Source organism: Caballeronia sp. TF1N1 (genome assembly GCF_022878925.1).
GTDB lineage: Bacteria > Pseudomonadota > Gammaproteobacteria > Burkholderiales > Burkholderiaceae > Caballeronia.
This window is the reverse complement of the sequence record NZ_CP084627.1, coordinates 81,887-107,636: the sequence shown is the minus strand read 5'-3', so window position 1 is coordinate 107,636 and position 25,750 is coordinate 81,887. Positions and strand designations below refer to the sequence as shown.

The 25,750-nt window shown below is 62.8% G+C and carries 27 protein-coding genes; 6 read left to right on the top strand and 21 right to left on the bottom strand.

Features of this window, described 5'->3' with window-relative positions; genetic code table 11:
• Positions 1-9: 9 nt before the first annotated feature.
• The 10 genes from otnI to LDZ28_RS14520 form a co-directional block, all read right to left on the bottom strand.
• Complete coding sequence (otnI, locus tag LDZ28_RS14565; RefSeq protein ID WP_244829086.1) at positions 10-798, bottom strand: 2-oxo-tetronate isomerase; 789 nt, start codon at positions 796-798, stop codon at positions 10-12.
• Between the two features lie 138 nt (positions 799-936).
• On the bottom strand, positions 937-1,578 hold the full coding sequence (locus tag LDZ28_RS14560; RefSeq protein WP_244829741.1) for an aldolase: 642 nt from the start codon (positions 1,576-1,578) through the stop codon (positions 937-939).
• Positions 1,578-2,864 carry a 3-oxo-tetronate kinase gene (gene otnK, locus LDZ28_RS14555; RefSeq protein WP_244829085.1) on the bottom strand — a complete coding sequence of 429 codons (1,287 nt, stop codon included), beginning with the start codon at positions 2,862-2,864 and terminating at the stop codon, positions 1,578-1,580. Before otnK ends, LDZ28_RS14560 begins: the two co-directional genes overlap by 1 nt.
• Complete coding sequence (gene ltnD / locus LDZ28_RS14550; RefSeq protein ID WP_244829084.1) at positions 2,864-3,757, bottom strand: L-threonate dehydrogenase; 894 nt, start codon at positions 3,755-3,757, stop codon at positions 2,864-2,866. Before ltnD ends, otnK begins: the two co-directional genes overlap by 1 nt.
• Positions 3,758-3,785: 28 nt before the next feature.
• The gene (locus tag LDZ28_RS14545; RefSeq protein WP_244829740.1) at positions 3,786-4,490 is read right to left on the bottom strand and encodes a FadR/GntR family transcriptional regulator; all 705 of its coding nucleotides are present in this window, start codon (positions 4,488-4,490) and stop codon (positions 3,786-3,788) included.
• Between the two features lie 91 nt (positions 4,491-4,581).
• Positions 4,582-4,920: a thioredoxin family protein gene (locus LDZ28_RS14540; protein ID WP_244829083.1), complete on the bottom strand. Its 339-nt coding sequence runs from the start codon at positions 4,918-4,920 to the stop codon at positions 4,582-4,584.
• A 95-nt stretch (positions 4,921-5,015) separates the two neighbouring features.
• Positions 5,016-5,543 (bottom strand): chromate transporter, encoded by a 528-nt coding sequence (locus LDZ28_RS14535; protein WP_244829082.1) that lies wholly within the window; start codon positions 5,541-5,543, stop codon positions 5,016-5,018.
• Complete coding sequence (locus tag LDZ28_RS14530; RefSeq protein WP_244829081.1) at positions 5,540-6,106, bottom strand: chromate transporter; 567 nt, start codon at positions 6,104-6,106, stop codon at positions 5,540-5,542. Before LDZ28_RS14530 ends, LDZ28_RS14535 begins: the two co-directional genes overlap by 4 nt.
• A 161-nt stretch (positions 6,107-6,267) precedes the next feature.
• Positions 6,268-7,200 (bottom strand): 2-dehydropantoate 2-reductase, encoded by a 933-nt coding sequence (gene panE, locus LDZ28_RS14525; RefSeq protein WP_244829080.1) that lies wholly within the window; start codon positions 7,198-7,200, stop codon positions 6,268-6,270.
• Between the two features lie 45 nt (positions 7,201-7,245).
• The gene (locus tag LDZ28_RS14520) at positions 7,246-7,587 is read right to left on the bottom strand and encodes a hypothetical protein (RefSeq protein ID WP_244829079.1); all 342 of its coding nucleotides are present in this window, start codon (positions 7,585-7,587) and stop codon (positions 7,246-7,248) included.
• 331 nt (positions 7,588-7,918) lie between these two features.
• Between LDZ28_RS14520 and gndA the strand changes: the two genes are divergently transcribed.
• Entirely contained in the window at positions 7,919-9,325 is a 1,407-nt protein-coding gene (gene gndA, locus LDZ28_RS14515; protein ID WP_244829078.1) for an NADP-dependent phosphogluconate dehydrogenase, read from the top strand.
• A 60-nt stretch (positions 9,326-9,385) separates the two neighbouring features.
• On the opposite strand, the gene LDZ28_RS14510 is transcribed toward gndA, so the two are convergent.
• The 8 genes from LDZ28_RS14510 to LDZ28_RS14475 all read right to left on the bottom strand — a co-directional run bounded on the left by LDZ28_RS14510 (position 9,386) and on the right by LDZ28_RS14475 (position 17,954).
• Positions 9,386-9,886 carry a DUF4411 family protein gene (locus LDZ28_RS14510; RefSeq protein WP_244829077.1) on the bottom strand — a complete coding sequence of 167 codons (501 nt, stop codon included), beginning with the start codon at positions 9,884-9,886 and terminating at the stop codon, positions 9,386-9,388.
• 2 nt (positions 9,887-9,888) lie between these two features.
• Positions 9,889-11,055 (bottom strand): XRE family transcriptional regulator, encoded by a 1,167-nt coding sequence (locus LDZ28_RS14505; RefSeq protein ID WP_244829076.1) that lies wholly within the window; start codon positions 11,053-11,055, stop codon positions 9,889-9,891.
• A 161-nt stretch (positions 11,056-11,216) separates the two neighbouring features.
• Entirely contained in the window at positions 11,217-12,341 is a 1,125-nt protein-coding gene (locus tag LDZ28_RS14500; RefSeq protein ID WP_244829075.1) for a Gfo/Idh/MocA family protein, read from the bottom strand.
• Positions 12,338-13,399, bottom strand: coding sequence for a sugar phosphate isomerase/epimerase (locus tag LDZ28_RS14495; protein ID WP_244829074.1), 1,062 nt, complete (start codon positions 13,397-13,399; stop codon positions 12,338-12,340). The genes LDZ28_RS14500 and LDZ28_RS14495 overlap by 4 nt, the downstream gene beginning before the upstream one ends.
• Positions 13,400-13,453: 54 nt before the next feature.
• A complete protein-coding gene (locus LDZ28_RS14490; protein WP_244829073.1) occupies positions 13,454-14,416 on the bottom strand; it encodes a substrate-binding domain-containing protein in 963 nt (320 codons plus the stop codon).
• Between the two features lie 28 nt (positions 14,417-14,444).
• Positions 14,445-15,461: an ABC transporter permease gene (locus LDZ28_RS14485; RefSeq protein ID WP_244829072.1), complete on the bottom strand. Its 1,017-nt coding sequence runs from the start codon at positions 15,459-15,461 to the stop codon at positions 14,445-14,447.
• On the bottom strand, positions 15,442-16,929 hold the full coding sequence (locus LDZ28_RS14480; protein WP_244829071.1) for a sugar ABC transporter ATP-binding protein: 1,488 nt from the start codon (positions 16,927-16,929) through the stop codon (positions 15,442-15,444). The genes LDZ28_RS14485 and LDZ28_RS14480 overlap by 20 nt, the downstream gene beginning before the upstream one ends.
• Positions 16,930-16,931: 2 nt before the next feature.
• Entirely contained in the window at positions 16,932-17,954 is a 1,023-nt protein-coding gene (locus tag LDZ28_RS14475; RefSeq protein ID WP_244829070.1) for a LacI family DNA-binding transcriptional regulator, read from the bottom strand.
• 186 nt (positions 17,955-18,140) lie between these two features.
• On the opposite strand from LDZ28_RS14475, the gene LDZ28_RS14470 reads away from it, so the two are divergent.
• A complete protein-coding gene (locus LDZ28_RS14470; protein ID WP_244829069.1) occupies positions 18,141-18,557 on the top strand; it encodes a YciI family protein in 417 nt (138 codons plus the stop codon).
• A gap of 29 nt (positions 18,558-18,586) precedes the next feature.
• Here LDZ28_RS14470 and LDZ28_RS14465 read toward each other — a convergent pair whose 3' ends face one another.
• Positions 18,587-19,021: a MarR family winged helix-turn-helix transcriptional regulator gene (locus tag LDZ28_RS14465; RefSeq protein WP_244829068.1), complete on the bottom strand. Its 435-nt coding sequence runs from the start codon at positions 19,019-19,021 to the stop codon at positions 18,587-18,589.
• A gap of 350 nt (positions 19,022-19,371) precedes the next feature.
• Here LDZ28_RS14465 and LDZ28_RS14460 point away from each other — a divergent pair, with 350 nt between their 5' ends.
• Positions 19,372-20,517, top strand: coding sequence for a branched-chain amino acid ABC transporter substrate-binding protein (locus tag LDZ28_RS14460; protein WP_244829067.1), 1,146 nt, complete (start codon positions 19,372-19,374; stop codon positions 20,515-20,517).
• A 13-nt stretch (positions 20,518-20,530) separates the two neighbouring features.
• On the opposite strand, the gene LDZ28_RS14455 is transcribed toward LDZ28_RS14460, so the two are convergent.
• Entirely contained in the window at positions 20,531-21,460 is a 930-nt protein-coding gene (locus LDZ28_RS14455) for a LysR substrate-binding domain-containing protein (protein WP_244829066.1), read from the bottom strand.
• Between the two features lie 126 nt (positions 21,461-21,586).
• On the opposite strand from LDZ28_RS14455, the gene LDZ28_RS14450 reads away from it, so the two are divergent.
• From LDZ28_RS14450 to LDZ28_RS14440, 3 genes are all read left to right on the top strand, one after another.
• Positions 21,587-22,741: a methionine aminotransferase gene (locus tag LDZ28_RS14450; protein WP_244829065.1), complete on the top strand. Its 1,155-nt coding sequence runs from the start codon at positions 21,587-21,589 to the stop codon at positions 22,739-22,741.
• 21 nt (positions 22,742-22,762) lie between these two features.
• Positions 22,763-23,545, top strand: coding sequence for an ABC transporter substrate-binding protein (locus LDZ28_RS14445; protein WP_244829064.1), 783 nt, complete (start codon positions 22,763-22,765; stop codon positions 23,543-23,545).
• Between the two features lie 106 nt (positions 23,546-23,651).
• Positions 23,652-25,235, top strand: coding sequence for a DHA2 family efflux MFS transporter permease subunit (locus LDZ28_RS14440; RefSeq protein ID WP_244829063.1), 1,584 nt, complete (start codon positions 23,652-23,654; stop codon positions 25,233-25,235).
• 40 nt (positions 25,236-25,275) lie between these two features.
• Here LDZ28_RS14440 and LDZ28_RS14435 read toward each other — a convergent pair whose 3' ends face one another.
• On the bottom strand, positions 25,276-25,713 hold the full coding sequence (locus tag LDZ28_RS14435) for a DUF29 domain-containing protein (RefSeq protein WP_244829062.1): 438 nt from the start codon (positions 25,711-25,713) through the stop codon (positions 25,276-25,278).
• Between the last annotated feature and the right edge of the window lie 37 nt (positions 25,714-25,750).

Sequence of the window (25,750 nt, the reverse complement as noted above, 5' to 3'; positions counted from 1 at the left end):
TCTCCTTTTTTATAGGTAAGGCTTGAGCCAGCCGAGGCCCGCGGACGTACCTGCTCTCGGGCGATACTCGCAGCCAATGTAGCCTTCGTAGCCCAGCGAATCGATGAGATCGAACAGATACGGGTAGTTGAGTTCGCCCAGATCCGGCTCGTGTCGATCCGGCACGCCCGCAATCTGAATATGGCCGATGCCCGCGTTCTCGCGTTTCATGTCGCGCTTGAGTTTGACCGCGATATCGCCTTCCACGATCTGACAGTGATAGATGTCGAATTGCACTTGCAGATTCGGCGCGCCGATTTCATCGCAGATAGCCTGTGCTTCGTCCTGACGATTGAGGAAGAAGCCGGGAATGTCGCGCGTGTTGATCGGCTCGATCACGACATCCACGTTCGCCGATTCCGCCTGCTTCGCCGCATACGCGAGATTTTTCAGGTAGATCGCCTTGCGCTCCTCGCGCGACTCGCCGGGCTTGATGAGTCCCGCCATGAAGTGCAGTTTCTTGTTGCCGAGCGCGGCGGTGTATTCGAGCGCCTTGTCCACGCTCTTCTTGAATTCGTCCTCGCGGCCCGGCAAGGACGCGATGCCGCGTTCGCCCGCGGCCCAGTCGCCCGGCGGCGCGTTGAAAAGCGCTTGCGTGAGGTTGTTGTCCTGCAATCGGGTTTTGATGTCCGATGCCGAGAAGTCATAGGGAAACAGGAATTCGACCGCCTTGAAACCGTCTTTCGCGGCTGCGCCGAAGCGGTCGAGGAACTCGTGTTCCGGGTACATCATCGTGAGGTTGGCTGCAAAGCGGGGCATTGCGGTTGTCTCCTTTTCAATGCGTTCGATTCCGGGTATTGACCACTAAAGTCAGCGCGTTACTTGCTCTTGGTTGCGGTCGCCGAGTGCCGCTGCGGCGTCGTTACCGCACGCGGCCTTCGCAACCTCGCACGGCTCTCACCAACGCGCACCGAACGTCGTGCGCAAATCCTCGAGCGCGCTGTCGGGCAACGGCGCAGGCCTCGGCATCGTCGATAAGTAAAGCTGCGCCGTCTCCTCCAGTTCCTCCAGCGCATACGACGCATGCGCCACCGACTTTTCCCACACCACCGGTCCGAGCCGCTCAAGCAAGACCGCGCGCACCGTCGATGCCAGCGCCGCCACTTCTTCCGCCACGGCCGGATCGCCCGGACGTCGATAGCGAATCAGCGGCACATGGCCGACTTTCATGACGTAGTACGGCGTGATCGGCGGCAACACGTCCTCGTTTTTCCAGACGCCCGCGAGCGTCAGCGCGACGAGATGCGTCGAATGCGTATGCACGACGCCGTGCGCATCCGCATTGTTCTCGTAGATGCGCCGATGCAGCGCCAGCGTCTTGGATGGACGTCCGCCCGACACATGCTTGCCTTCCAGATCCACCTTCGCGATATCCGCCGGATCGAGCCGGCCGAGGCACGCGTCGGTCGGCGTGATGAGCCAGCCATCGTCGAGACGCGCGCTGATATTGCCCGCGCTGCCCACGGTATAGCGACGTTCGTACAGGCTCGCGCCCGTCACGCAGATTTCCTCGCGGATACGGTTTTCGTTCGACGACATCATGCCACCCCGTCCAGCGCCTTCAAGGCCTTCGCGAAGAAATCCGTCGTGCCGAAGTTGCCCGACTTGAGCGCAAGCGCGAGCGGCGCATCGTCTGCATTGGCGCCGATGGATTGCGTCGCGGGCACACCCGGATCGATCTGCGGTCCGATACGCAACGAACGCACGTCGAGCGCCTGCACGACCGCGCCCGATGTCTCGCCGCCCGCGACCACGAACTTGCGCACGCCTGCGTCGCGCAGTTGCCGCGCAATCGCGGCGAGCGCGTCTTCAACCAGCTGTCCCGCCTTCTCCACGCCCAGTTCCTTCTGCACGGCCTTTACGTCATCCGGCGAAGACGTTGCGTAGATGAGCACGGTTTCATCGCCATGACTGCGCGCGAATTCCAGCGCCTGATCGACGACCGCTTCGCCGCGCGACAGCGCCAGCGGATCGACGCGAAAACTCGGCTTCGACGCGCGCCACGCCGCGACCTGCGCATTCGTGGCCTTCGACGCGCTGCCCGCGAGCACCACCGACCTGCCTTCGATCTTCGGCAGCTCGCCCGCATCTTCCGCATGAGCAAGCAGATTCGCCGCGCGATAATTTTCCGGCAGTCCAAGCGCGATACCCGAGCCGCCCGTGATGAGTTTGAGGTCACCGAGGGCGTCGCCGAGTACGAAGAGATCGGCGTCGGAAATGGCATCCGCGATAGCCAGGCGCACGCCATCCTTCTTCAGTTCGGCGATGCGCGCGCGTACCGCATCCGCGCCCTTCATGACCGTGTCGTAGCGAATCAGGCCGACCTTCGACTTCGTTTGCCGTTGCAGCACGCGCACGAGGTTGGGATCGGTCATTGGCGTGAGCGGATGGTTCTCCATGCCCGATTCATTCAGCAGCACGTCGCCGACGAAGAGGTTGCCGCGAAAGATCGTGCGGCCGTTTTCGGGAAACGCGGGGCAGGCAATGGTGAAGTCGTCGTTCAGCGCTTCGAGCAAGGCGTCCGCGACCGGGCCGATATTGCCCTTGTCGGTGGAATCGAAGGTCGAGCAATACTTGAAGATGAACTGGCGGCAGCCTTGCGCGCGCAGCCATTCGAGCGCTTCGAGCGACTGACGCACGGCGTCCTCGGCGGGAATCGTGCGCGATTTCAGCGCGACGATCAACGCGTCGGCTTCGATCTTCGTCCCGGCTGCCGGAACGCCGATGCTTTGCACCGTGCGCATGCCGCCGCGCACGAGCATGTTGGCGAGATCGGTCGCGCCGGTGAAATCGTCTGCGATGCAGCCAAGCAAGGCCTGCGCCATTATTTCGCTCCCTTCGGGACTTCGATGCCCGGAAAAATTTTGATGACTGCGGAATCGTCCTCGCCGCCGTGTCCGGCAGTCGAGGCCATCATGAACATCTGATGCGCGGCCGCCGAAAGCGGCAGCGGAAACTTCGACGTGCGGGCCGTATCGAGCACGAGGCCCAGGTCCTTCACGAAGATATCGACGGCGGATAGCGGCGTGTAGTCGCCCGAGAGAATGTGCGGCACGCGGTTCTCGAACATCCACGAATTGCCCGCGCTGTGCGTGATGACGTCGTAGAGCGCGTCCGGGTCCACGCCTTCGCGCAGGCCGAGCGCCATGGCCTCGGCGGCGGCGGCGATATGCACGCCCGCCAGCAACTGGTTGATGATTTTTACCTTCGAGCCCGCGCCGTGCTCCTCCGACAGCCTATAAACCTTGCCCGCGATGGCATCGAGCACGTCTTCGCAGGCGGCGTAGGCATCGGCGGGGCCGGAGGTCATCATCGTCATTTCGCCGGATGCCGCCTTGGCGGCGCCGCCCGATACCGGCGAGTCCAGCATCAGCACGCCGGTTGCCGCGACGCGCTTGCCGAGCTCCACCGCGAAACCCGGCGCGACCGTCGCGCAGGCGAGCACGACGCTGCCCGGTTTCATCGCCGGGACCGCGCCGTTATCGCCGAACAGAACGGCTTCGGTTTGCGCGGCGTTCACGACCAGCGTGACGACGACCTCACACTTGCCGCCCATTTCGGCCGGCGACGCGCATGTAATGCCGCCTTCGGCCGCGAACGAATCGAGCGCTTGCTGGCGGACATCGCATGCATGCACGGCGAAGCCCGCGCGCAATAGCGAGCGCGCGACGCCCAGACCCATTGCGCCCAGCCCGATGACTCCCACGTTTCTTGACATAGCGTTCTCTTGATTTTCGATGAAGCGGTTAGCAAAGGCCCGCTTCCGCCAGTCGGCGCGCGGCGTTGTAGAGATGTGTCTGAGCGGCGTTGCGCGCGGCCATGGGGTCGCCGGCGCGAATGGCCTCGGCGATGGCGGCGTGTTCCTCGCGGACTTGTCGCGAAAAGTCTTCGCGCAGCGCTTCGTTGCCGCGCGTGACGATGGTTCCGGCTTCGAGGTACTGGCTCAGGAAAGCGAGCGTCTTGAGGAAATAAGGATTGCCCGTGGCAGTCGCGATCTCGCGATGGAACGCCACGTCTTCCGCCACGCCGTTCTGGCCGGCGCGCACGGCTTCATCGATACGAACGAGCGCGGCGTCGATGGCGGCCATTTGCTCGTCGGTGCGGCGCATCGCGGCTTCGGACGCGACTTCGGCTTCGATCGCCCGGCGCAGCGCGAGGATATGCAGCACGGAGCCCGGCTCGACGGCCTGCGCGTAGTCGATCCGCAACGGCCGAATGCCCGCGCGCTCGACGATGAAGACGCCACTGCCTTGCCGAGGTTCGACCATGCCTTCGTTTTTCAGCCGCGAAATGGCCTCGCGAATCACCGTGCGGCTCACGCCGAACTCCTGCGCGAGCACGGCTTCGGTCGGCAACTTGCCGGTGGCAGTGAAACTGCCTTTCTCGATAAGCTTTTGCAATTGCTGCGCGACCGTATCACTCAGGGCGCGGGACGGAATCTTTTCGAACATACGGATGGACGGCTCTTGTACGGTCATCGGGTCATCATACAAGTTTGCATGGCCGAGATCGTATCAGCTTTAACCCCTAGCCGGGAAGCGGCTACTGCTCCAGAGGATCGTCGATCAGCGCCAGCGCATCGCGTATTTCGGACGCGTCGCCGGGACGAACGAGCCGCGCGACTTCCTTGCCGCCTGTCATGAAAATGAGCGTCGGCCACAGCTTGACGCGAAACGAGCGGCCGAGCGGTCGGCCGCTGCCGTCCTCGATCTTCATGTGACGGATATCGCGATGTTCCTGGAACGCCTGTGCGATCAGCGGCTGCGCGGCGCGGCAGAAGCCGCACCAGTCGGTGCCGAATTCGATGACGACGGGCGCCGTCGATGCATCGAGTTCAGCGCGCTCGGGCGCGGTTTTCGCGTATTCGGTGGTCATGGTCATGGCTTCGTCCTGGCTGTCTTGTCCGGTTCGATTTCAGCAGAAAGTGCGCCCGCGTGCTTGAGCCGGCCTTTGCGGAACCGCACTTCTAGCCCGGTTCACTGCCCGATTCCCGTCAGCCCGATCAGCGCTCCGCCCGCCAGCAACCACAGCGGATGCAGTTTCGTCTTGTACGACACGACCGCCACGACAGCGGTGATCGCGACCAGCATCCACGTCTGATCGGATGCCTCGGCGATCAGCAGCGCGCTCGCCGCCACGAGGCCCGCCGTGATCGGCACGAGACCGAGTTGCACATAGCGCCGCCACGGTCGGTCCCTGAACCGCTCCCACGCGTGCAGCGCGGCAATCGTCACGAGCGATGACGGCCCGAACTTCGCGATCGACGTGACCAGCACGCCCGGCCAGCCCGCGACATGCCAGCCGATCAGCGTGACGACCATCATGTTCGGCCCGGGCGCCGCCTGCGCCAGCGCAAAGAGCGCGGAAAAGTCGGCCTTCGTCATCCAGTCGTGTACTTGCACGACCTGCCGCTGCATCTCGGGAAGAATGGTGTTGCCGCCGCCGAACGCGAGCAGCGAGAGCTGGCTGAAGATGGCGGCGAGCGAAAGCAGATTCGCGATCATCGGCGCACCTTCCACGCAATGAGGACCGAGATCGGCGTGAGCACGAGCATCGACGGAAGCAAGGGCGTGCGCAGGAACGCGATGGCCGCGAGCATGACGAGCGCGATGACTGCCGCCTCGGGCTTCTTGCGCAGCGGCCACATGATCTTGATGGCCATCGCGATCAGCAGCCCGGCCGCCGCCGCCGCAAGCCCCGCGAACAGATGCGCGATACGAGGGTCCTGATGCGTGCGCTGATAGATCACGCCCAGCGCGATCACGATCAGCGACGGCCCGCCGATCAGCCCGAGCAGGCCCGCGAACGCGCCGGCCAGGCCACGAAAGCGCATGCCGATAGCCACCGACAGGTTGATCACGTTGCCGCCCGGCAGGAACTGGCAGAGGCCGAGGAGATCGGTGAACTCGTCGGCAGTCAGCCATTTACGGCGTTCGACGATCTCGCGCCGCGCGAGCGGCAACGCGCCGCCGAACGCGGTGAGGCCGAGCGTGAGAAAGCCGGTGAAGATCTGCGAGACGGTGGGCGGCGCGGCGGTGCGGCCGGTGAGAGCGGGATCGGATGACATGAGGCGCGAGCGTGAACGTTCATCGGGAAAGCCGAAAGGGTACAGCGTCCCGATGTGCGCCAGAAGAGGTGTTTATCGTTGTGGGTTGATTGAAAGCGATGCCGTACGCATGGCGGTTCGCCGCTCCGAAGGCGAAGGCGAAGGCGGCGGCATCGCCGTCCTCAGCCAGCCAGCCGCGCCCGCCGCGCTTCGTAAGCCTTCAGATTCGCAAACGCGATTGCCAGCACGGAAGCGCCATCCACCGGCGTCTTGCGCCGCGCCAGCAAGTCGCCGACGATATGATCCGCTTCGATCCGCGCGCCGTTTTCCAGATCGCGCAGCATCGACGCCGTCATCAGCGAACCGCGGTCCGTGAAGTAACCGCGTGCACGCGTGACGAGCGCCTCGCCCGGCGAATGACCGTTATCGGCCGCGATCCCGCTGCATTCGTCGAAGAGACGACGCAACACATCATCGCCACCCGGCGCGCTCACGATGTCGCCAACGGGCGCGCGCATCAGGCACGTTCCCGTGGCGAGCGTCGCCAAAAAGACCCACTTCTCCCACATCGCCTGGAGAATGTCCTCGCTCACCTGCAGATCGAACCGCGCGTCGCTCAATTGCGCGGCGATTGTGTCGATGCGCGCCGAACGCCCGCCCGCGCGCTCGCCGATGGTCATCGACTGCATCTCGTTCAGATGGAGCACTTCGCCTTCAGCGCCGAGCGTCGCGCCGATCACGCACTGCCCGCCGAGCACTTTTGCGGCGCCGAAGCGCGCATCGAGCACGTCGAGATGGCCCATGCCGTTCAGAAGCGGCAGGATGGCGGTGTCCGGTCCGACCGCGGGCGCGAACGAATCGATGGCGTTGGCCAGGTCATAAGCCTTGCAGCTCAGGATGACGAGATCGAACGGCTTATCGATGTCCCTTGCCAGCACGAGCGGCGGCGCGTCGAAATGGAGATCGCCGGCCGGACTTTTCACCACGAGGCCACTCTCGCGCAGCTTTTGCGCGCGGCGTTCGCGCACCAGAAAGGTCACGTCCCTGCCTGCTTCGAGTAACCGCGCGCCGAAGTATCCGCCGATGGCGCCCGCGCCCACTACCAGAATCCGCATGTCACGCTCCGTGTCGTTGATGGTGCTCGTGTTCGTGATCGTTCTTCACGCCTGCCAGACGCCATAACCCGCTTCGCGCAAGCCGATTGCAAGTTCCACTTCCATGTCGCGCGCGCCCTCGTAGGGCATCGGGTTGTACATCTCATACAGATGCGGCAAGAGCCGCAAGCCGAAATCGCGCACGAAGCGGTTCGACTGAATGCCCGCCTTGTGCTTGTCGAAGCGCACGTCGGGATCGATTCCCGTCATGCCGACATAGACGAACGGCTTGCCCAACACGTAATCCGGATTCGCACGACGAAAGCGCGCCTCGTTCCAGACTGCGTCCGCCAGCTCGACGACGTAGACCGAATAATGATGCGCTCGCGCGCGCCGGGCCTGCGCCATGAATGAATTGCCTCGCGGCGTGCTCGTTGGGCTGGTCATTCTATGACGACGCCGCGTGCGCTGCCCGAACGCCCTGCCGAGAGCGCGCTTTCCCTGCCGGATGGCGCTCAAAGTGGTAAATTCGGGTCGGTCTGCGTTCGCGTCAGCGGCCGCGCCGCCGGTAGAATTCCGGCCGCGCCGCAGCGCGTCGCACCGGGCCTTCAGCCGGCCCCGGCGCGATCCGCGCGTGAAGACGATCTCTTCATCCTGCGAACGCCGCATTTATCGATACGTTTCATCCCCGAAGCCTTGCGCCACGAGCCGCGGGCTTCGGCCATCCGGAGATCAAGCAATGAGCAAGCAAGCTATCGGCGTAGTGGGCCTCGCCGTCATGGGCCGCAACCTGGCCTTGAATATCGAGAGCCGCGGCCATGCCGTTTCGGTCTACAACCGCAGCCGCGAAAAAACCGATGAACTGATTGCCGAACATCCCGACAAGAAGCTCGTGCCCGCGTACACGCTCGAAGAGTTCGTCCAGTCGCTCGAAACTCCGCGCCGCATTCTGTTGATGGTCAAGGCCGGTGCCGGCACGGATGCCACCATCGACGCGCTGCGTCCGCTGCTGGACAAGGGCGACATTCTCATCGACGGCGGCAATACGCATTTCACCGATACCATTCGCCGCAATCAGGACCTCGCGAAGTCGGGGCTGCATTTCATCGGCACGGGCGTGTCGGGCGGTGAGGAAGGCGCGCTCAAGGGCCCGTCGATCATGCCGGGCGGCCAGAAGGAAGCCTACGAACTCGTCGCACCGATCCTCACCGAGATCGCCGCGAAGGCGCCGGACGGCGAACCGTGCGTCGCGTACATGGGCCCGGACGGCGCGGGTCACTTCGTGAAGATGGTGCACAACGGCATCGAGTATGGCGACATGCAATTGATCGCCGAAAGCTACGACGTGCTGAAGCGCGTGGCGGGTCTGTCGAACGAAGAACTCGGCAAGGTGTATGTCGAGTGGAATCAGGGCGAGCTGGACAGCTACCTGATCGAAATCACGTCGAAGATTTTCTCGAAGAAAGACGACGAAACCGGCAAGGATCTCGTCGATGTCATTCTGGATCGCGCGGCGCAGAAAGGCACGGGCAAGTGGACGAGCCAGAACGCGCTCGATCTCGGCGCACCGTTGCCGCTGATTACCGAAGCGGTGTTCGCGCGTGTTTTGTCGTCGCTGAAGGATCAGCGCGTGAAGGCGAGCAAGGTCCTCACCGGTCCGTCGCCGAAGTTCGACGGCGACCGTGAGGCATTTATCGAATCGGTGCGGCGTGCGCTGTATCTGAGCAAGATCGTTTCCTACGCGCAGGGCTTTGCGCAGTTGCGCGCGGCATCGGACGAATACGACTGGAACTTGCAGTACGGCACCATCGCCAAGATTTTCCGGGCGGGTTGCATTATCCGCGCGCGCTTCCTGCAAAAGATCACGGACGCATATGAGAAGGACGCGGGGCTAGCCAATTTGCTGCTCGATCCGTACTTCAGCGATATCGCCGCCAAGTACCAGGACGCATTGCGCGATGTCGTCGTGGCGGCGGTGAAGGCGGGCGTGCCGGTGCCGGCGTTTTCATCGGCGGTGGCGTACTTCGACAGCTACCGGTCGGAAACACTGCCTGCGAATCTCGTGCAGGCGCAGCGGGACTTTTTCGGTGCGCATACGTTCGAGCGCACGGATAAGCCGGGCAGCTTTCACGCTAACTGGGCTTGAGGGTGCTGGTTTGAGTTGAAGCGGGGCGGCTCTTTTGGAGCCGCTTTTTTTTTCGATGGTTCAGGCCGCACGCGCCCAGCCAAAAGAAATTCGAAGCTCGCGCAAAATGTCGAACGTGTCGCGAATCGGCACGCCGAAATTGACGCAGACATTCGGAATCTTTACTTTGGTCGTGTGCTCGTGGAAACGTTCGTGGGTCGCAACGCCGCAACCCATCGTTCGGGCTTTCGCAATGAGCCACGGGTCCGCGCCGCCAAGGAACTGATCTCTGCTCGGCCGGGTGTATCGGTCAATTGATTCGATATGCTGAACGATTTCGATAAAAGAAGATTGAGTTTCTTCGTCTGTCACATCCACGAACCAACCGGTTCCGCGCCGCGCCTCGATCCATTCCGCAAGACTGTCTCCCTTGCCCGCGAGTTCGTCGTAGACTTCGCCGATGCTCGCAATCAGCCCCTTCGCATTCGCGTCGTCCAGCCAATCCCAGAAGCCGGGGCAAATATCGCTTGCATAATACCGATTCTGCGCCTCGATAAAAATGTTGCTGTCCAACAGATACATGCTTACTTTTCCCCGTACACACTGTCCGCGAGTTGTCTGAGCTTTGCAGGACTGATTCCAAGCATGCTGCCTGCGTCGCGCAGCAGCATGCGGCCTTCGAGAGCCGATTCCAGTACCGCCTTCGTGAGTAACTTGCTGTTTCTGACCGCCAGCGTCTTGTAGGCATTGCCGCCGCGAGTCCTGCGCGCTCCGGCCGCGGCCCAGTCTCGACGTTCGGATTCGTAGAAGCGGCTGAATTCGTCCCACGTCGCGAAGCGCAGTTCGACCGCGCGACGACCGATCACGATTCCGCTTACCTTGAACATTCGCGCGAGCTCGCGCACTTGCGCTGCGAAGTCCTGACGCGGCGTCCAGCGGCCGCGAAGCTCCTCGGCGGGAACGAGGAATTCGGCCGCGGCAGCGTTGCATTGACGTTCGATGTCGCTATCGCGCGCCTTGACGTCCCCGAGCCGCTCGTTGGATATACCGCTCGCCCCGAGCCAGATATGAGCCAGTTCGTGTATCACCGTGAAGATCTGGGCGGCCTTTGCGTCCCTCGCATTCAGGAAGATGACGGGCGCAAGTTCATCGGCAATGGCGAAGCCACGAAACTCATCGACCGAAAGCGGACGATGCGTATTGTTCCCGACGATTCCCGAACGCATGACGAGAACGCCCGCCGCCTCGATGCGCCCGATCAACAAGCGCAAGTAGTCTTCCCAGTTGCCGCTTTCGGCGCGGTCCTGCGCGGTTATCTTGAGCGCGCGTTTCATATTGGCCGCGACGGTGGTGGCGGCGCTGCGCATGTCGAGCCGTCCGGGAAAATCTAGCGTTGGCTCGCCCTGCTGCTGCCGGTATTCCCTGAACCACGCTTGCTTCCTCAAGACGTCGTTTATCAACTCGCGGAAATTCGTGCTGAGCGGCTTGAGCGGACCATCGCCGACAGTCCGGAAATCTGCAATGGGCAGGGGTTCTTCAGGCGGCTCGGCAAGATAGAGGTAGCCAAAGGGTATATGCGTAAGCTCCGCAATCCGCTTGGCCTGCCTGAAAGTAGGCATTCGCACGCCGGCTTCCCACGAAGAGACGCGTGCAGCCGGTGTTCCCAGCTTGTCGGCCAGTGCGGGCGCGTCGATACCCGAACGCTCGAGCGCCCAGGAAAGTATCGCGGGATTGATTCGTGCCTCGGTCATTACAGGGAGTGTCGCTGCCACCTGCTGCCACCTCGATAGCGTCAAACGATGCTCAAGGTCCGGCCGCTAAGGAAACGCCTTGATCGTCATTCGGGAATGAATGACAAGAGCCTACCATTGGAAATAGCACTGTGTCGTTGACTTGAAGCAGGCACACCGCTTCAGTCAGATACCCCCACCCAAGCCCCATCCCTCCCACTACTCCTCAACACCGCCTCCACGAACCTCAACCCCGCGACGCCATCGTCGACCGTGGTCAACCAGTCATCCCCCTGCGTCGTCCCGCTAGCGATACACGCCGCCGCATCCGTATAAAGCTGCGCGAACGCCTCTAGATACCCTTCCGGATGCCCCGCCGGAACCCGCGTCGCGTGCAGCGCCTCGGCGCTTTGCACGCGTCCGCGCGTGATTCGCTGCGACGCGCCGCCCACCGGCGTGAACCACAATTCGTTCGGCTCCTGCTGATCGAACATTAAACCGGCCTTCGTGCCATAAACGCGCAGGCGCAACGCGTTCTCTTCGCCCGCCGCGACCTGGCTCGCCCACAACATGCCGCGCGCGCCGTTCGCGTAGCGCAGCATCGCTTGCACGTGATCGTCGATACGCCGCCCCGCCACGAACGTCGTCACTTCCGCCGCCAACTCCGACGGCCGCATCCCCGTCACGTAGTCGGCAAGCTGATACGCGTGCGTGCCGATATCGCCGAGGCATCCCGCCGGCCCCGCGAGCGCGGGATCGGTGCGCCACACGGCCTGACGGTTCGCCTGCGTTTCCACCGGCAACGAAAGCCAGTCCTGCGCATATTCGACCTGCACCACGCGGATATCGCCGAGCAATCCCTGCCGCACCATGCCGCGCGCATGCCGCACGAGCGGATAGCCCGTGTACGTGTATGTCACCGCGAACACCAGCCCCTTGTCGCGCGCGAGCTTTTGCAGCGCCTCGCCTTCGGCCAGCGATACCGCGAGCGGCTTGTCGCAGATCACGTGGATGCCGGCTTCGAGAAACGCCGTGGCAATGGGCGCATGCAGATGATTCGGCGTGACGATAGCCACCGCTTCCACGCCGTCCGAACGCCCCGCCTCGACTCGCGCCATTTCGCGATAATCGCCATAGCTGCGCGGCAAACCGATTGCCGATGCGCTCGCCGCCGCGCGCTGCGGGTCCGATGACAACGCGCCCGCCACCAACTCATAACGGTCGTCGAGCCGCGCCGCGATCCGGTGCACCGCGCCGATGAACGCGCCCTCGCCGCCGCCTACCATGCCCAGCCGCACGCGCTTCATCGCGTTTCTCCCATGCCGAGCACGCCGCGCAACTGCTCGCGATTCGCGCCGCTGCCCGCGAAGTCGTCGAAGGCGCGTTCGGCCACGCGGATGATGTGATCGCGGATAAACACCGCGCCTTCGCGCGCGCCGTCTTCCGGATGCTTCAACGCGCATTCCCATTCAAGCACGGCCCAGCCTGGGAAATCGTATTGCGCCATCTTCGAGAAGATCGCCTTGAAGTCGATCTGCCCGTCGCCTAACGAGCGAAAACGCCCGGCGCGCTCGACCCATCCCGAATATCCGCCGTACACGCCTTGGCGGCCATTCGGCCGGAACTCCGCGTCCTTCACATGAAACGCCTTGATGCGCGCGTGATAGATGTCGATGAACGCCAGATAATCGAGTTGCTGCAAAACGAAGTGACTCGGATCGAACAGGATATTCGCGCGCGGATGGTCATCCACCGCCGCGAGAAAGCGCTCGAAGGTCACGCCATCGTGGAGGTCTTCGCCGGGGTGCAGTTCGTAACACACGTCGACGCCCGCGTGCTCGAACTCATCGAGGATCGGTCGCCAGCGCGCGGCAAGTTCCTCGAATGCGGCTTCGACGAGACCCGCCGGACGCTGCGGCCACGGATAGAAATACGGCCACGCGAGCGCGCCCGAAAAGGTCACATGCGCGGCGAGCCCGAGCCGTTTCGATGCCGCCGCCGCGTACTTCAATTGCCCGGTCGCCCATTCGGTGCGCGCGGCCGGATTGCCTCGCACATGGGGCGCGGCGAAGCCATCGAACAAGGTGTCGTAGGCCGGATGCACCGCGACCAGTTGCCCTTGCAGATGCGTAGACAGTTCGGTGATCGCGACGCCCGCATCCTCGACGGTGCGGCGAATGTCGTCGCAATACGCATCGCTGGATGCGGCCTTCTCCAGATCGATCAGACGCGGATCCGCCGGCACCTGAATGCCCGCGTAGCCGAGTCCTTTCGCCCACGACGCGAGATGCGCGAGCGAGTCGAACGGCACGTCGTCGCCCATGAATTGCGCGAGAAAGATCGCGGGGCCCTTGATGGTCTTCATCTTTCGCCTCGATATTTGAACAACGCGAAGGGCCGGTCGAAACCGGCCCGCCACTCAGAACGGCGAGTTCGGGTAATAGAACTGCTTGGCGTTCTCCTTCGTGATGAGCACCGAGGGAATGATCGTGGTCGGCGGCAGCTTGTCGCCCTTCAGGCGCGCTTCGGCGGTGAGCTTGATCGCGTCGTAGATGAACTTCGGCGAGTACGAGACGTCGGCCTTTACGAGCTTGTCGCCATCCATGATGCGCTTGACCGCTTCCTTCGATCCCGCGCCGCCGAACACTTCCTTGATATCGGTGCGCTTTGCCTGCTCGATCGCCTTCAGTACGCCGATCATCATGTCGTCGTCGGCGGCCCACACGGCGTCGATGTGCTTGAAGCGCGTGAGATAGTCCTGCATGGTCTTGAAGGCGTCATCGCGATTCCAATTGGCGTATTTCGCATCGAGAATCTTCATGTCCGGATGCTGCTTGATCACGCCTTCGAACGCGGCCCAGCGTTCGTTGTCGAGGGTCGTCGGAATGCCGCGCAACGCGACGATATCGCCCTTGTTGTCCAGCGTCTTCGCGAGATATTCGGCGGGCAGCTTGCCGAACGCGGTGTTGTCGCCGGCGACGTACGCGTCCTGCGCGCTGGTGTCGGTCAAGCCGCGATCCACGACCGTCACGTACACGCCTTTCTTCTTCACCTGCGCGACCGGCTGCGTGAGCGACGCCGATTCGAACGGGAAAATCACGAGCGCATTGATCTTGTTGACCGTCACGAGATCCTGCAACTGGTTGGCCTGTTCGGGCGCGCCGGCCGCCGTCTTCACGATCACTTTGAGGTCGGGATGCGCCTTCTCCAGTTCCTTCTTCGCTTCGTTGGCCCACCAGACGATACCGCCCGTGAAGCCGTGCGTCGCGGTCGGAATGGCGACGCCGAGCACGACTTTATCGGCAGCGGATACGGACGTGGAAACGGCGAACGCGCTCGCCGTCAAGGTAAGCGCGGCGAGCGCGCGAAGCACGAGTTTCATGACGATGTCTCCTGTGTTTTAGATACTTCTATCGACGTCCACGCTGCAGGAAGGCCACGAAAATGATCACGGCGCCCTGCACCGCCGCATTCAGATACACGCTGATGATGCTCGTCAGGTTCAAGATGTTGTTGATGACCGAAAGCAGAATCGCGCCGATGACCGTGCCGATCACGCGCCCTTCGCCGCCTCTGAGCGCGGTGCCGCCCACCACCACGGCCGCGATGGCTTCGAGCTCCCATAAGAGGCCGGTGGTCGGCGTGGCCGAACCGAGCCGCGGCACGTAGAGCACGGTCGCGACCGCGACGCACAGTCCAAGCAGCACGTAGGTCGCGATCTTCACCTGATCCACGCGAATGGCCGCATAACGCGCAACCTGTTCGTTCGAGCCGATAGCCTGCACGTGACGCCCGAACACCGTGCGATTGAGCACGATAGCGCCGCCCGCCGCGACGATCAGGAACACCCAGATCGGCACGGGCACGCCGAAGAGACTCGCGTAATAGACCGGGCCGTAGAGATCGACGAGCGAATTGTCGAGCGTGAGCGCGCCGCCATCCGCGAGCCATGTCAGAAGCGCGCGAAACACGCCGAGCGTTCCCAGCGTGACGATGAACGGCTCGATGCGCCCCTTGGTCACGAGCAAGCCATGCGCGAGCCCGAACAACGCACCGAGCACGAGCGCCAGCACGATGCCGAGCGCGAGAATCGCGAGCGGCGGCACGGCATGTCCGCGCACGCCCTGCAGCAGCCCGTTCATCATGTAGATCATGCTGCCCGCGATGAGCGCGGCCATTGACCCGACCGACAGGTCGATCCCGCCCGAGATGATGACGAAGGTCATCCCCACCGCGATGATGCCGATGAACGATGTGCGCGTGAGCACGTTCATGGCGTTGTCGAAAGTGGCGAAGTCGCCGTTGAGCATGGTTCCGCCGACGCAAAGCGCGATCAGCCCGATCAGCGGCCCGACGCCGAACAGTATGCGTGAGTAGGCGGCGAGGCGGCTTTCCTGCGCGGTGTCTTCAGTGTGTGCCGGTCGCATGCGCGATCAACCTCTCTTCGGTCAGGAGTTCCATGCCGAGCGTCGCGACGAGCTCACCCGCGCGCATCACCGCGACGCGATGACAAAGCCCGATGAGTTCGATCAGCTCGGAAGAGATCACGATCACCGCGCGGCCTTCGGCGGCCAGGCGATGGATCAGGAAATAGATGTCGCGTTTGGCGCCGACATCGACGCCGCGCGTCGGCTCGTCGAGCACAATCACGCGCGGATCGGGATGCAGGAACTTGGCGAGCGCGAGCTTCTGCTGATTGCCGCCCGAGAGCATGCGCGCGCGGCTCTTCGCGTTGCCCGTGCGTATGCCGAAGTCCTTCACGGCGACATCGAGCGCCACGCGTTCCGCGTGCATGTCGACGAGCGGATGCGCGTAGCGTTCCAGCGTCATCATCGTGAGATTGTCTTTCAACGCCATGTCGACATGCAGGCCGCGTCCCTTGCGGTCTTCGCTCAAGTAAGTGATGCCGTGGCGCATGGCGTCGCGCGGGCTTTTGAGCTTCACGGTGCCATTTTCAATCGCGATGGTTCCCGCGCTCAGCGGCCGCAAACCCACGAGCGCTTCGAAGAGTTCCGTGCGTCCCGCGCCGACGAGACCCGCGAAGCCGAACACTTCGCCCGCGCGCACCGAGAAGCTCACGCCTTCCGCCCAGCCCGGCACCGACGCTTGATCGACCTTGAAGGCGACGGGCGCATCGGCGGCGAGCGGCGGCTTGTCCGGGAACATGTCAGAGACTTCGCGGCCGACCATCAGGTTCGCCATCTGATGACGCGTGATTTCATCGGTCGGCGAGCGCGCGACGAAGCGGCCATCGCGCATGACGATCACTTCGTCGGTCACGCGCTCCACTTCGTCGAGCTTGTGCGAGATATAGACGATGGTCACGCCCGCTTCCTTCAGCCGTGCCATCAGCGCAAAAAGACGCTGCGTTTCCGAAGGCGTGAGCGTCGCGGTGGGCTCGTCCATGATGAGCAGGCGCGCATTGCGCAGCATCGCCTTGGCAATCTCGACCAACTGCTTTTCCGCGACGATCAAGTCGCGCACGCGCGTGTCCGGGTTCTTGTGCAGGCCGACTTCGGTGAGCGCGTCGCGGGCGGCATCGCGCATGGCCGGTTCATCGAGAAAAAAGCCGCGCCGCAACTCGTGCCCGAGAAACATGTTCTGCGTGATGCTGAGATGATCCGCGAGGTTCAGTTCCTGGTGGATCAGCACGATGCCGGCATGTTCCGCTTCACGCGAACTTCTGAAGTCGGCTCGTCTTCCGTCGATCACCATCTCGCCTGCGTTGGCGCGCTCGTAGCCAGCGAGGATTTTCATGAGCGTGGACTTGCCCGCGCCGTTTTCGCCAAGCAAGCCGTGGATGCGTCCCGGCTTCAGATCGAAGCTCACGCCGTGCAGCACGCGCACCGGCCCGAACTGCTTTTCGATCCCCTCGAAGCGCACGGCAAGGCTCATTTTCACGCGCTCCTTCGTTGAATGAGTCGATGCGGCAGCAGCACGCCCGGCACGTCCGCGCGTGGATCGCGCAGGCGCTTGAGCAGCAGTTCCGCCGCCGTTTCACCGAGCGCCTGCATAGGCTGCGAGACAGTGGTAAGCGGCGGATAGACATGTGCGGCCACCGCGATATCGTCGAAGCCCACTACCGCGACATCTTCCGGTACGCGCAAGCCGACGCCGCGCAGACCGTTCATCACGCCGATGGCGAGCGTGTCTGAAACGGCGAAGATCGCGGTCGGTCTTGTGCGCTCGCCAAGCGAGGCAAGCTGCGTGGCCGCGCGTTCGCCGGCGTCGTAATCGAGGCTTTCGAGTTCGACCTGCCACGCCGGATTGGCTTCGATACCCGCGTCCCGAAGCGCATCGCGATAACCGGCCAGCCGCTGGCGTCCGTACAGATAGCCGTGTCCCGAGTTGATGAGCGCGATGCGTTCGTGTCCCTTGCCAAGCAGATACCGCACGACATCGCCCGCTGCAAGATGATTGTCGATGCCCACGTAAGGCACGCCCGCGCCCGGATCGAATTCGCAGCACGCTACCCACGGCAAGGTCGAGGCCTCTTCGGCAAGCGCCTTTTGCACGGCGGCGGGGTCGAGACAGATTGCGCCATCCGCGCGGCGTCCGCGTAACAGGTCGAAGTAACTGCGCTCGCGCAAGGGGTCGGCGCCGGTATCGCACATCAGCATGAAATAGCCGTTTTGTCGCGCCACGCTGTCGATGCCACGTACGATAGCCGCATAAAACGGATTGCCGAAGTCCGGCACCATGGTGAGCAGCAGACGGCTTTCCGCCGTGCGGAGATTGCGCGCAAGTTCGTTGATGCGGTAACCGCTCGCAGCGACCGCCACGCGCACTTTTTCGCGCGTCGTCTCGCGCACGTTCGCATGGCCGTTGAGCACGCGCGATACCGTCGCCACCGACACGCCCGCGCGCTCGGCGACATCCGCTATCGATACTTCCTCGCGTGTACGAACCGTATCCGACATGCTGCGCGCCACCGCGGCGAACGAGATGTAATGGATTACATTATTCGGCGCGAGACGCGCTTAAAGCAACCGGAATCGGCTAGGGATAAACGCTTAAGGCGCGCGTCTGTCGATTTGCTTGCGGCTGGCTCGTCGTATGGTGTGAGCGGGGAAATGCCACGCTTGCAACTTATCGAGGAGCATTCCATGCGTTTCATGATGCTGATGATCCCGCGCGGCTACGAAAGCGCGCAACCGGGCACGCTGCCCTCCGCCGAAGCCGTCGCCTCAATGATGAAGTACAACGAAGAACTGCAGAAGGCAGGCGTGTTGCTCGCGCTCGACGGACTGCATCCCCCTTCGATGGGCGCGCGCGTTTCGTTCGAAGGCGGCAAGCCGCGCGTCGTCGACGGCCCTTTCGCCGAAGCCAAGGAAGTGCTGGGCGGTTACTGGATGCTGCAGGTCAAATCGCGCGAAGAGGCGATCGAATGGGCGAAGCGTTGTCCCGCGTCGGACAACGAGGTGATCGAAGTGCGGCAAGTCATGGAGTTCGGCGACTTTCCGCCCGACGTGCAGGAAGCGGCGGCGGGCTTCGATGAAGCGCACAACAAGCCGCGCTCTTGAGCCAGACTTGCAGCACTCGTGCTTTCGCCTCAAGCCGTCGCGGTCAGTTCGAATAGCGATTGACGCAAGGCCTTCGCGCGCTTCTCTCCGAACTTCGCTTCGAACTCGGCCTGCGCGATGCGCCATTGCTCGACCGCTTTCTTGAGCGTCTCCTTGCCTTGCGACGTCAGCCGCAGCCCGACTGCACGCGAACTCGCCGCCTGCTGCTCCGCTTCGACGATGCCATCGCGTTGCAAAGGCTTGAGCGCGCGAACGAGCGTGGTGCGGTCCATGACCATGGCGTCGGCGAGATCCGCCATCGACACATCGGGCCGGCGCGCGATAGCCAACATGAGCGTGTATTGCGCGGCCGTGATGCCGGCCACGTTCAGATGCCGCTCGTACAACTGCGAGACATAGCGCGCGGCCTGACGGATTGCAAAGCAGTTGCAATCGAAGAGGGAAGAGTTCGGATTCGTAGCCATGCCGTTCAGCATATTTGTGCATATGCACTCTGTCAAGGGCCGCGTTTTCATCGACGCGACAGGAGGCTCTCGGGACGCGGCGCGAATCGTCGTGGCGCGACTTGCTCCAAATCCCGCAGTGCCGCATCCCGCTTGGGTATTCGGTCCGCCGACGCTATGCCGAAATCCGCATCCGTCACGCGACTTAACAACAAGACGCGGCGAATTTGGCTCCCTAAATTGCGCATGTCCCGCCTCGTTCACCGTGCGCCGGATGCGCGCGAGGGGAAAGCCCTTCTTGCCGGCGCACTTGTGGCGATGTCCCATTCGATAGTCGAAACAGTCAGTCAGACCAACAAGGAGAGGAAACCATGCGTATCCACACGAGCCTCAAGCTAGTCTGCGCCGCCGTCGCGCTTGCCGCGCTGCCGTTCGCCGCGGCCGCCGAGGACATGACGGTGAAAGTCGGCTTTGCCGCGCCGCTCACCGGCGCAAACGCGGGCTACGGCAAAGATCTCCAGAACGGCGTGCAGCTCGCGCTCGATGAAGCGAACGCCAAAAAGATCAGCATCGGCGGCAAGACGGCGAAGTTCGAAATCGCGGCGGAAGACGATCAGGCCGACCCGCGCATCGGCGTGCAGGCCGCGCAGAAGCTCGTGGATGACGGCGTGGCCGTGGTCGTCGGACACTTCAACTCGGGCACGACGCTGCCTGCATCGCCGATCTACAACACCGCCGGCATTCCGCTGATCGATCCCGCGGCGACTAACCCGACCATTACCACGCGTGGCCTGGAAAACGTCTTCACGGTCATTTCGAGCGATGCGCAGAACGCGGGCAACGCCGGCGCCTACGCGGTGACGACGACGAAGGCGAAGAAGATCGGCATCATCGACGACCGCACGGCCTTCGGTCAGGGCGAAGCCGACGAGTTCGAGAAAGCGGTGAAAGCGAAAGGCGGCACGATCGTCGCGCGCGAATTCAGCGACAACCAGACGGTCGACTTCAGCGCGCAGCTCACGCGTCTGAAGGCGGCCAACGCCGATCTGATTTTCTTCGGCGGACTGGATCGGCAAGCGGCAGCCGTGGTCAAGCGCATGAAGCAGCTCGGCATGACCGCGCAGTTCGTGGGCGGCGGCGGCGTGATGGATGCCGACTTCCTCAAGCTCGCCGGCGACGCGGCCGAAGGCGCGCAGGCGTGGGAATATGGCAGCCCGCTCGACAAGCTGCCGCAAGGCAAGGCGTTCAGCGACAAGTTCCAGAAGCGCTTCGGCGTGGCGATTCTCTCGTATGCGCCGTTCGGCTACGACGCCGCGTGGGCCGCGATCAACGCAATGGAGAAGGCCGGTTCCGCCGATCCCAAGGTGTATCGGCCGGCGCTAAAGAAGATTTCCTTCGATGGCATCACCGGTCCGATCGCATTCGATGACAACGGCGCGTTGAAGAACGCGTCATCGACGCTCTATCAGGTGAAGAACGGCCAGTGGGACACCGTGGTGACGAAGCACGGCATGTAAGCGTTGCACGTGCTCAGGCTTGCACGGCGTTCGTGTAAGCCTGGAGCGTCTCACGCGTCTGTGCCGCCTCCCCTTCCAGCCATGTCGCGAACTGCTGCAAGGTCGGCGACGGCGCGGGCCGCTCGGGGTAGACGAGGTAGTACGCCGCGCCGCTCGGCACACACAGCGAAAACGGCGCGATCACGCGTTTCGCGCGCAAGTCGTCCTCGATCAGCGACAAGTCGCCGATGGTTACGCCGAGACCCTGCATCGCCGATGTGATGGCGAGATCGAGCGTGTCGAAATGCTGCGCCTTCATCGAAGGAAGGCCGGCGTAACCATAAGCGCCGAGCCACAAGAGCCAGTCGCGCCGGTCGCGTGTGGGATGCAAAAGCGTCTTGCCGGCCAGATCGTCGGGCGTCGGTGCGCGGTCCCGCCGAACCTTGAACTGCTCGGGCGCACAGACGGGCGTCAACACTTCATCGAACAGATGGTGCGAGCTGACACCCTTCTGCGCTGGCGCCGGCGCGCCAAACACGATGGCTGCATCGAACTGTTCGGCGTTGAACTCGACACTGTGCGACACGGCTGCTGTCACTTCGATCACCAGTTCCGGACGCTCGTTCTGCAGACGAATGACACGCGGCAAGACCCAGCGCATGGCGCAGGTCGGACACTTCAGACGCAGTGTTCCGGACTGTGCGCCACCTTTCGCGAGCGCATCGGCGATCTGTTCGAAAGCCTGCTGCAACGGCGCAATGAGCAACGCGCCATGATGCGTGAGCGCGAGGCCGCGCGCCTGCCGCACGAAGAGCGCATAGCCGAGATGCGCCTCCAGTCCGGCAATCTGGCGGCTCACCGCGCCTTGCGTCACGTTCAACACATCGGCGGCGCGCGTGAAATTGAGCTTGCGCGCGACCACGAGGAAGGTCTTCAGCACGTCCAGGGATGGCAAAGGTTTCATGTGGTCGTTCGCGGGTTTATCTACGTAGCCATGAATTCGAAGCATGGCTAGTATGACAAAGTTTCGATTGTTCCGGCTTTATTGCCGCGGTTCAATCGACGAACTGCAATACCGGAGACATTTGCCGTGCAAAGCGCCTGCATCCCCGAGTCGAAGCTGCCGAGCGTCGGCACGACTATTTTCACCGTGATCGGCCAGCTTGCCGACGAACATCACGCGCTCAATCTTTCTCAAGGCGCGCCGAACTTCGCATGCGATCCGCGCCTGATCGAAGGCGTCGAGCGAGCCATGCGAGCAGGACATAACCAGTATTCGCCGATGTCGGGCGTGCTGGCGCTGCGTGAAGCCATCGCCGACAAGACGCACAAGCTGTATGGCGCGCAGTACGATCCGGGCACGGAAGTGACGGTTGTGGCGAGCGCGAGCGAGGGGCTTTACGCGACCATTAGCGCGCTCGTGCATCCCGGCGACGAGGTAATTTACTTCGAGCCGTCGTTCGACAGTTACGCGCCGATCGTGCAGCTTCAGGGTGCGACGCCTATCGCCATCCAGCTATCGGCGGAGAATTTTCAGATCGACTGGGACGAAGTCGCGGCGGCCATCACGCCGAAAACGCGCATGATCCTCGTCAACACGCCGCACAATCCGACCGGCAGCTCCTTCGCCGATGAAGACATCGCGCGTCTCACGGCGCTCACGCGTGACACGAAGATCATCGTGCTTTCGGACGAAGTCTACGAGCACGTAGTTTTCGACGGCGCGCCGCATCACGGCATGGCGCGCTACCCGGAACTGGCCGAGCGCAGCGTGATCGTGTCGTCGTTCGGCAAGTCGTATCACGTGACGGGCTGGCGCGTCGGCTACTGTCTCGCGCCAGCCGCGTTGACTGCCGAGATCCGCAAGATTCACCAGTTCATGACGTTTTCCGCCGATACGCCGATGCAAATGGCTTTCGCCGAAGCGCTCGCCGACGAATCGAGCTATCTCAACCTCGGACCGTTCTATCAGCACAAGCGCGATTTGCTGGCGACATCGCTCGCGGAATCGCGCTTCGAGTTGCTGCCGAGCGCGGGCAGTTTCTTCATGCTCGCACGCTACAGCGCGATTTCGGATGAAAGCGACAGCGACTTCGTGCTGCGCCTCATTCGCGAGGCGCGCGTGGCGACCATTCCGTTGTCCGCGTTTTATACCGACGGCACCGACAACCGCGTGATCCGGCTTTCGTTCGCGAAGGACGACGACACGCTGATCGAAGGCGCGCGCCGCCTTTGCTCCATCTAAAAACATTCGAGACACGACACGATGAAGATCAAATACGCCGCCACCGCCCTATTCCTTGCCTGCTCGTTCGCGAGCGGCGCGGCGTTCGCCGCCGATACCTTGCGTTTCGGGCTCGAAGCGCAGTACCCGCCGTTCGAGTCGAAGGCGTCGACGGGCGAACTGCAAGGACTCGATATCGATGTCGGCAACGCCGTGTGCGTGGCGGCGCAGATGAGCTGCAAGTGGGTCGAGACCTCTTTCGACGGGTTGATTCCCGCGCTGCAGGGCCGCAAGTTCGACGCCATCAATTCGGCGATGAACGCGACCGACCAGCGCCGTCAGGCCATCGACTTCACGACGGTGGTGTATCGCGTGCCGACGCAACTCATCGCGAAAACGGGCAGTGGACTCGAACCGACGCCCGCGTCGCTAAAGGGCAAGAGCGTGGGCGTGTTGCAGGGTTCGATCCAGGAGACCTTTGCCAAGGCGCATTGGGAAAACGAAGGCGTGAAGGTCGTGCCGTATCAGGATCAGAACCAGGTCTACACGGACCTCAAGTCCGGCCGGCTCGATGCCACGCTGGTGCTCGCGCCTGCGGGACAAACCGGCTTTCTGTCGAAGCCCGACGGCAACGGCTTTGCGTTCGTCGGCGCGCCGGTGCGGGATGACAAGATTCTCGGCAGCGGCATTGCGTACGGCGTGCGCAAGGGCGACGATGCGCTGAAGAGCAAACTCAACGCGGCCATCGCGAAGGTGAAGGCCGACGGCACGATCGACAAGTTCGCGAAGAAGTATTTGGGGGAAATCGATATTTCGGCGAAGTGAGGGATGAGCGGGCGTTCAGCAACTTTCCCACGGCACAGGCACACTGGCGGCTTGATTCACCACCCGCGGCGCGTCGAAGCGCCGCGGCGCCCTCACAGGAAAAGCATTGAGCACGCCGCCTCGAACGAACCCCGCCGCGCCTGGACAACCGGCCGCGCCCGCGCCACTGCAAGGCGGGCAACTGGTGCTCGCCACTTTCGCCGTGGCGCTCGCTACGTTCATGAACGTGCTGGATTCGTCGATCGCCAACGTCGCGATTCCGACCATCTCCGGCAATCTCGGCGTCTCGGTCAACGAAGGCACCTGGGTCATTACGGTGTTCGCCGCGTCGAACGCGGTTTCCATTCCGCTGACCGGCTGGCTCACGCAGCGACTCGGGCAAATTCATCTGTTCGTCGGCGCGATCCTCATGTTCGTGCTCTCCTCGTGGTTGTGCGGTCTTGCGCCCAATTTGCCTGTGCTGCTTTTCGCGCGCGTCTTGCAGGGCGCGGTGGCCGGGCCGCTGATTCCGCTCTCGCAAGCCATTCTGCTCGGCTCGTATCCGAAAGAGAAATCGTCGATGGCGCTCTCGCTCTGGGCGATGACCGCGACCGTCGGCCCGATCGCCGGTCCCGCGCTCGGCGGCTGGATCACGGATAGTTATTCTTGGTCGTGGATCTTCTATATCAACATCCCGGTCGGCATTTTCGCGGCGGGCGTGACGTGGATCATCTACCGCAACCGCGAGTCGCCGAGCCGCAAGGCGCCTATCGATATCGTCGGGCTCGGGCTGCTGATCGCGTGGGTCGCGTCCTTGCAGATCATGCTCGACAAGGGACGCGATCTGGACTGGTTCCAGTCGCCGGTCATCGTCATTCTCGCGATAACGGCAGCCATTTCATTCGCGTTTTTTGTCGTGTGGGAGCTGACGGCGGAGAATCCGGTCGTCGATTTGCGGCTCTTCGCGGGACGCAATTTTTTCGGCGGCACGGTGGCCATTTCGGTCGCTTATGGCGTGTTTTTCGGCAATCTCGTGTTGTTGCCGCAATGGATGCAGCAGTATTTGAACTACCGTTCCGTCGACGCGGGTCTCGTCACCGCGCCGCTCGGCATCTTCGCCGTGATTCTCGCGCCGGTAATGGGCAAGGTGCTGCCGCGCAGCGACGCACGCGTGATCGCGACCATGGCATTCGTCGGCTTCGCGTTCGTATTCTGGCTGCGCTCGAAGTATGTGATCGAGATCGATACCTGGCATCTCGTGCTGCCGACGCTCCTGCAAGGCATTCCGATGGCGATGTTCTTCGTGCCGCTCACGGCCATCGTGCTGTCGGGCTTGCCGCCATCGAAAATACCGGCGGCGGCAGGCTTGTCGAATTTCGCGCGGGTGTTTTGCGGCGCGGTGGGGACATCGCTTGCGGGCAACGAGTGGGATCATCGGATCGCGCTGCATCACGAGCGGCTGACGGAGCAGGCGAATATTTATAACCCGGCGTTCTTGCAGTCGCTCGGCATGTCGCAATCGACGCTGAATATCGGTGAAGCCCAGGCGCGTGGGATGTTCAACTTCACCGTCAACACTCAAGCCGCGATGATGGGACTCAACGATATCTTCCTCATTTCAGCGGTCATCTTCATTCTGATCATTCCGCTGATTTGGATTACGAAGGTGGCGAAGGGTGGCGGCGGTGGGGCGGCGGCGGGGGCGCATTAGATGGTGGCTCGCGGGCTGAGAAAGCCCGCGCATCGGGAAGTCAGCCGGGGTAGAACTCTGGTTCGAGTGCCTGGATCATTGGCCAAGCACACAATTCCGGAAATACGTCGATATCGATTCCCGTCTCCGCCTGCGCCAGATTTTTAGCCTTGGACCAAATAAGGTCGATCCAATCCGCGTCATCGAACTTAGCTTTAAGGCTCGGTGCTTCTCGCAAAACATACATTACGTCTTTGCGCTGCGTGCGGATCGTAAATCGCGAGCTTGTGCTACGCCTCTCCGGCTGAAACCGCCACTTCAACAAATGCGCTAGCAGCACCGACATGCGGCTTGCCAGTTCTCGTTGCTCGCTCTTGCCCACGTCTTCGATTTCCTCTGCGATATGCTCGATATCGATGGCCGAGAGCTTTCCTTCACGCAGCAGCGCGGCCTGTTCCTCGGCCCATGCCACCACGTCTTGCTCGTAACTCGTTCCCATCGGCTGACTCCCGTTCTTCAGCGGTTATCCGGTTCGA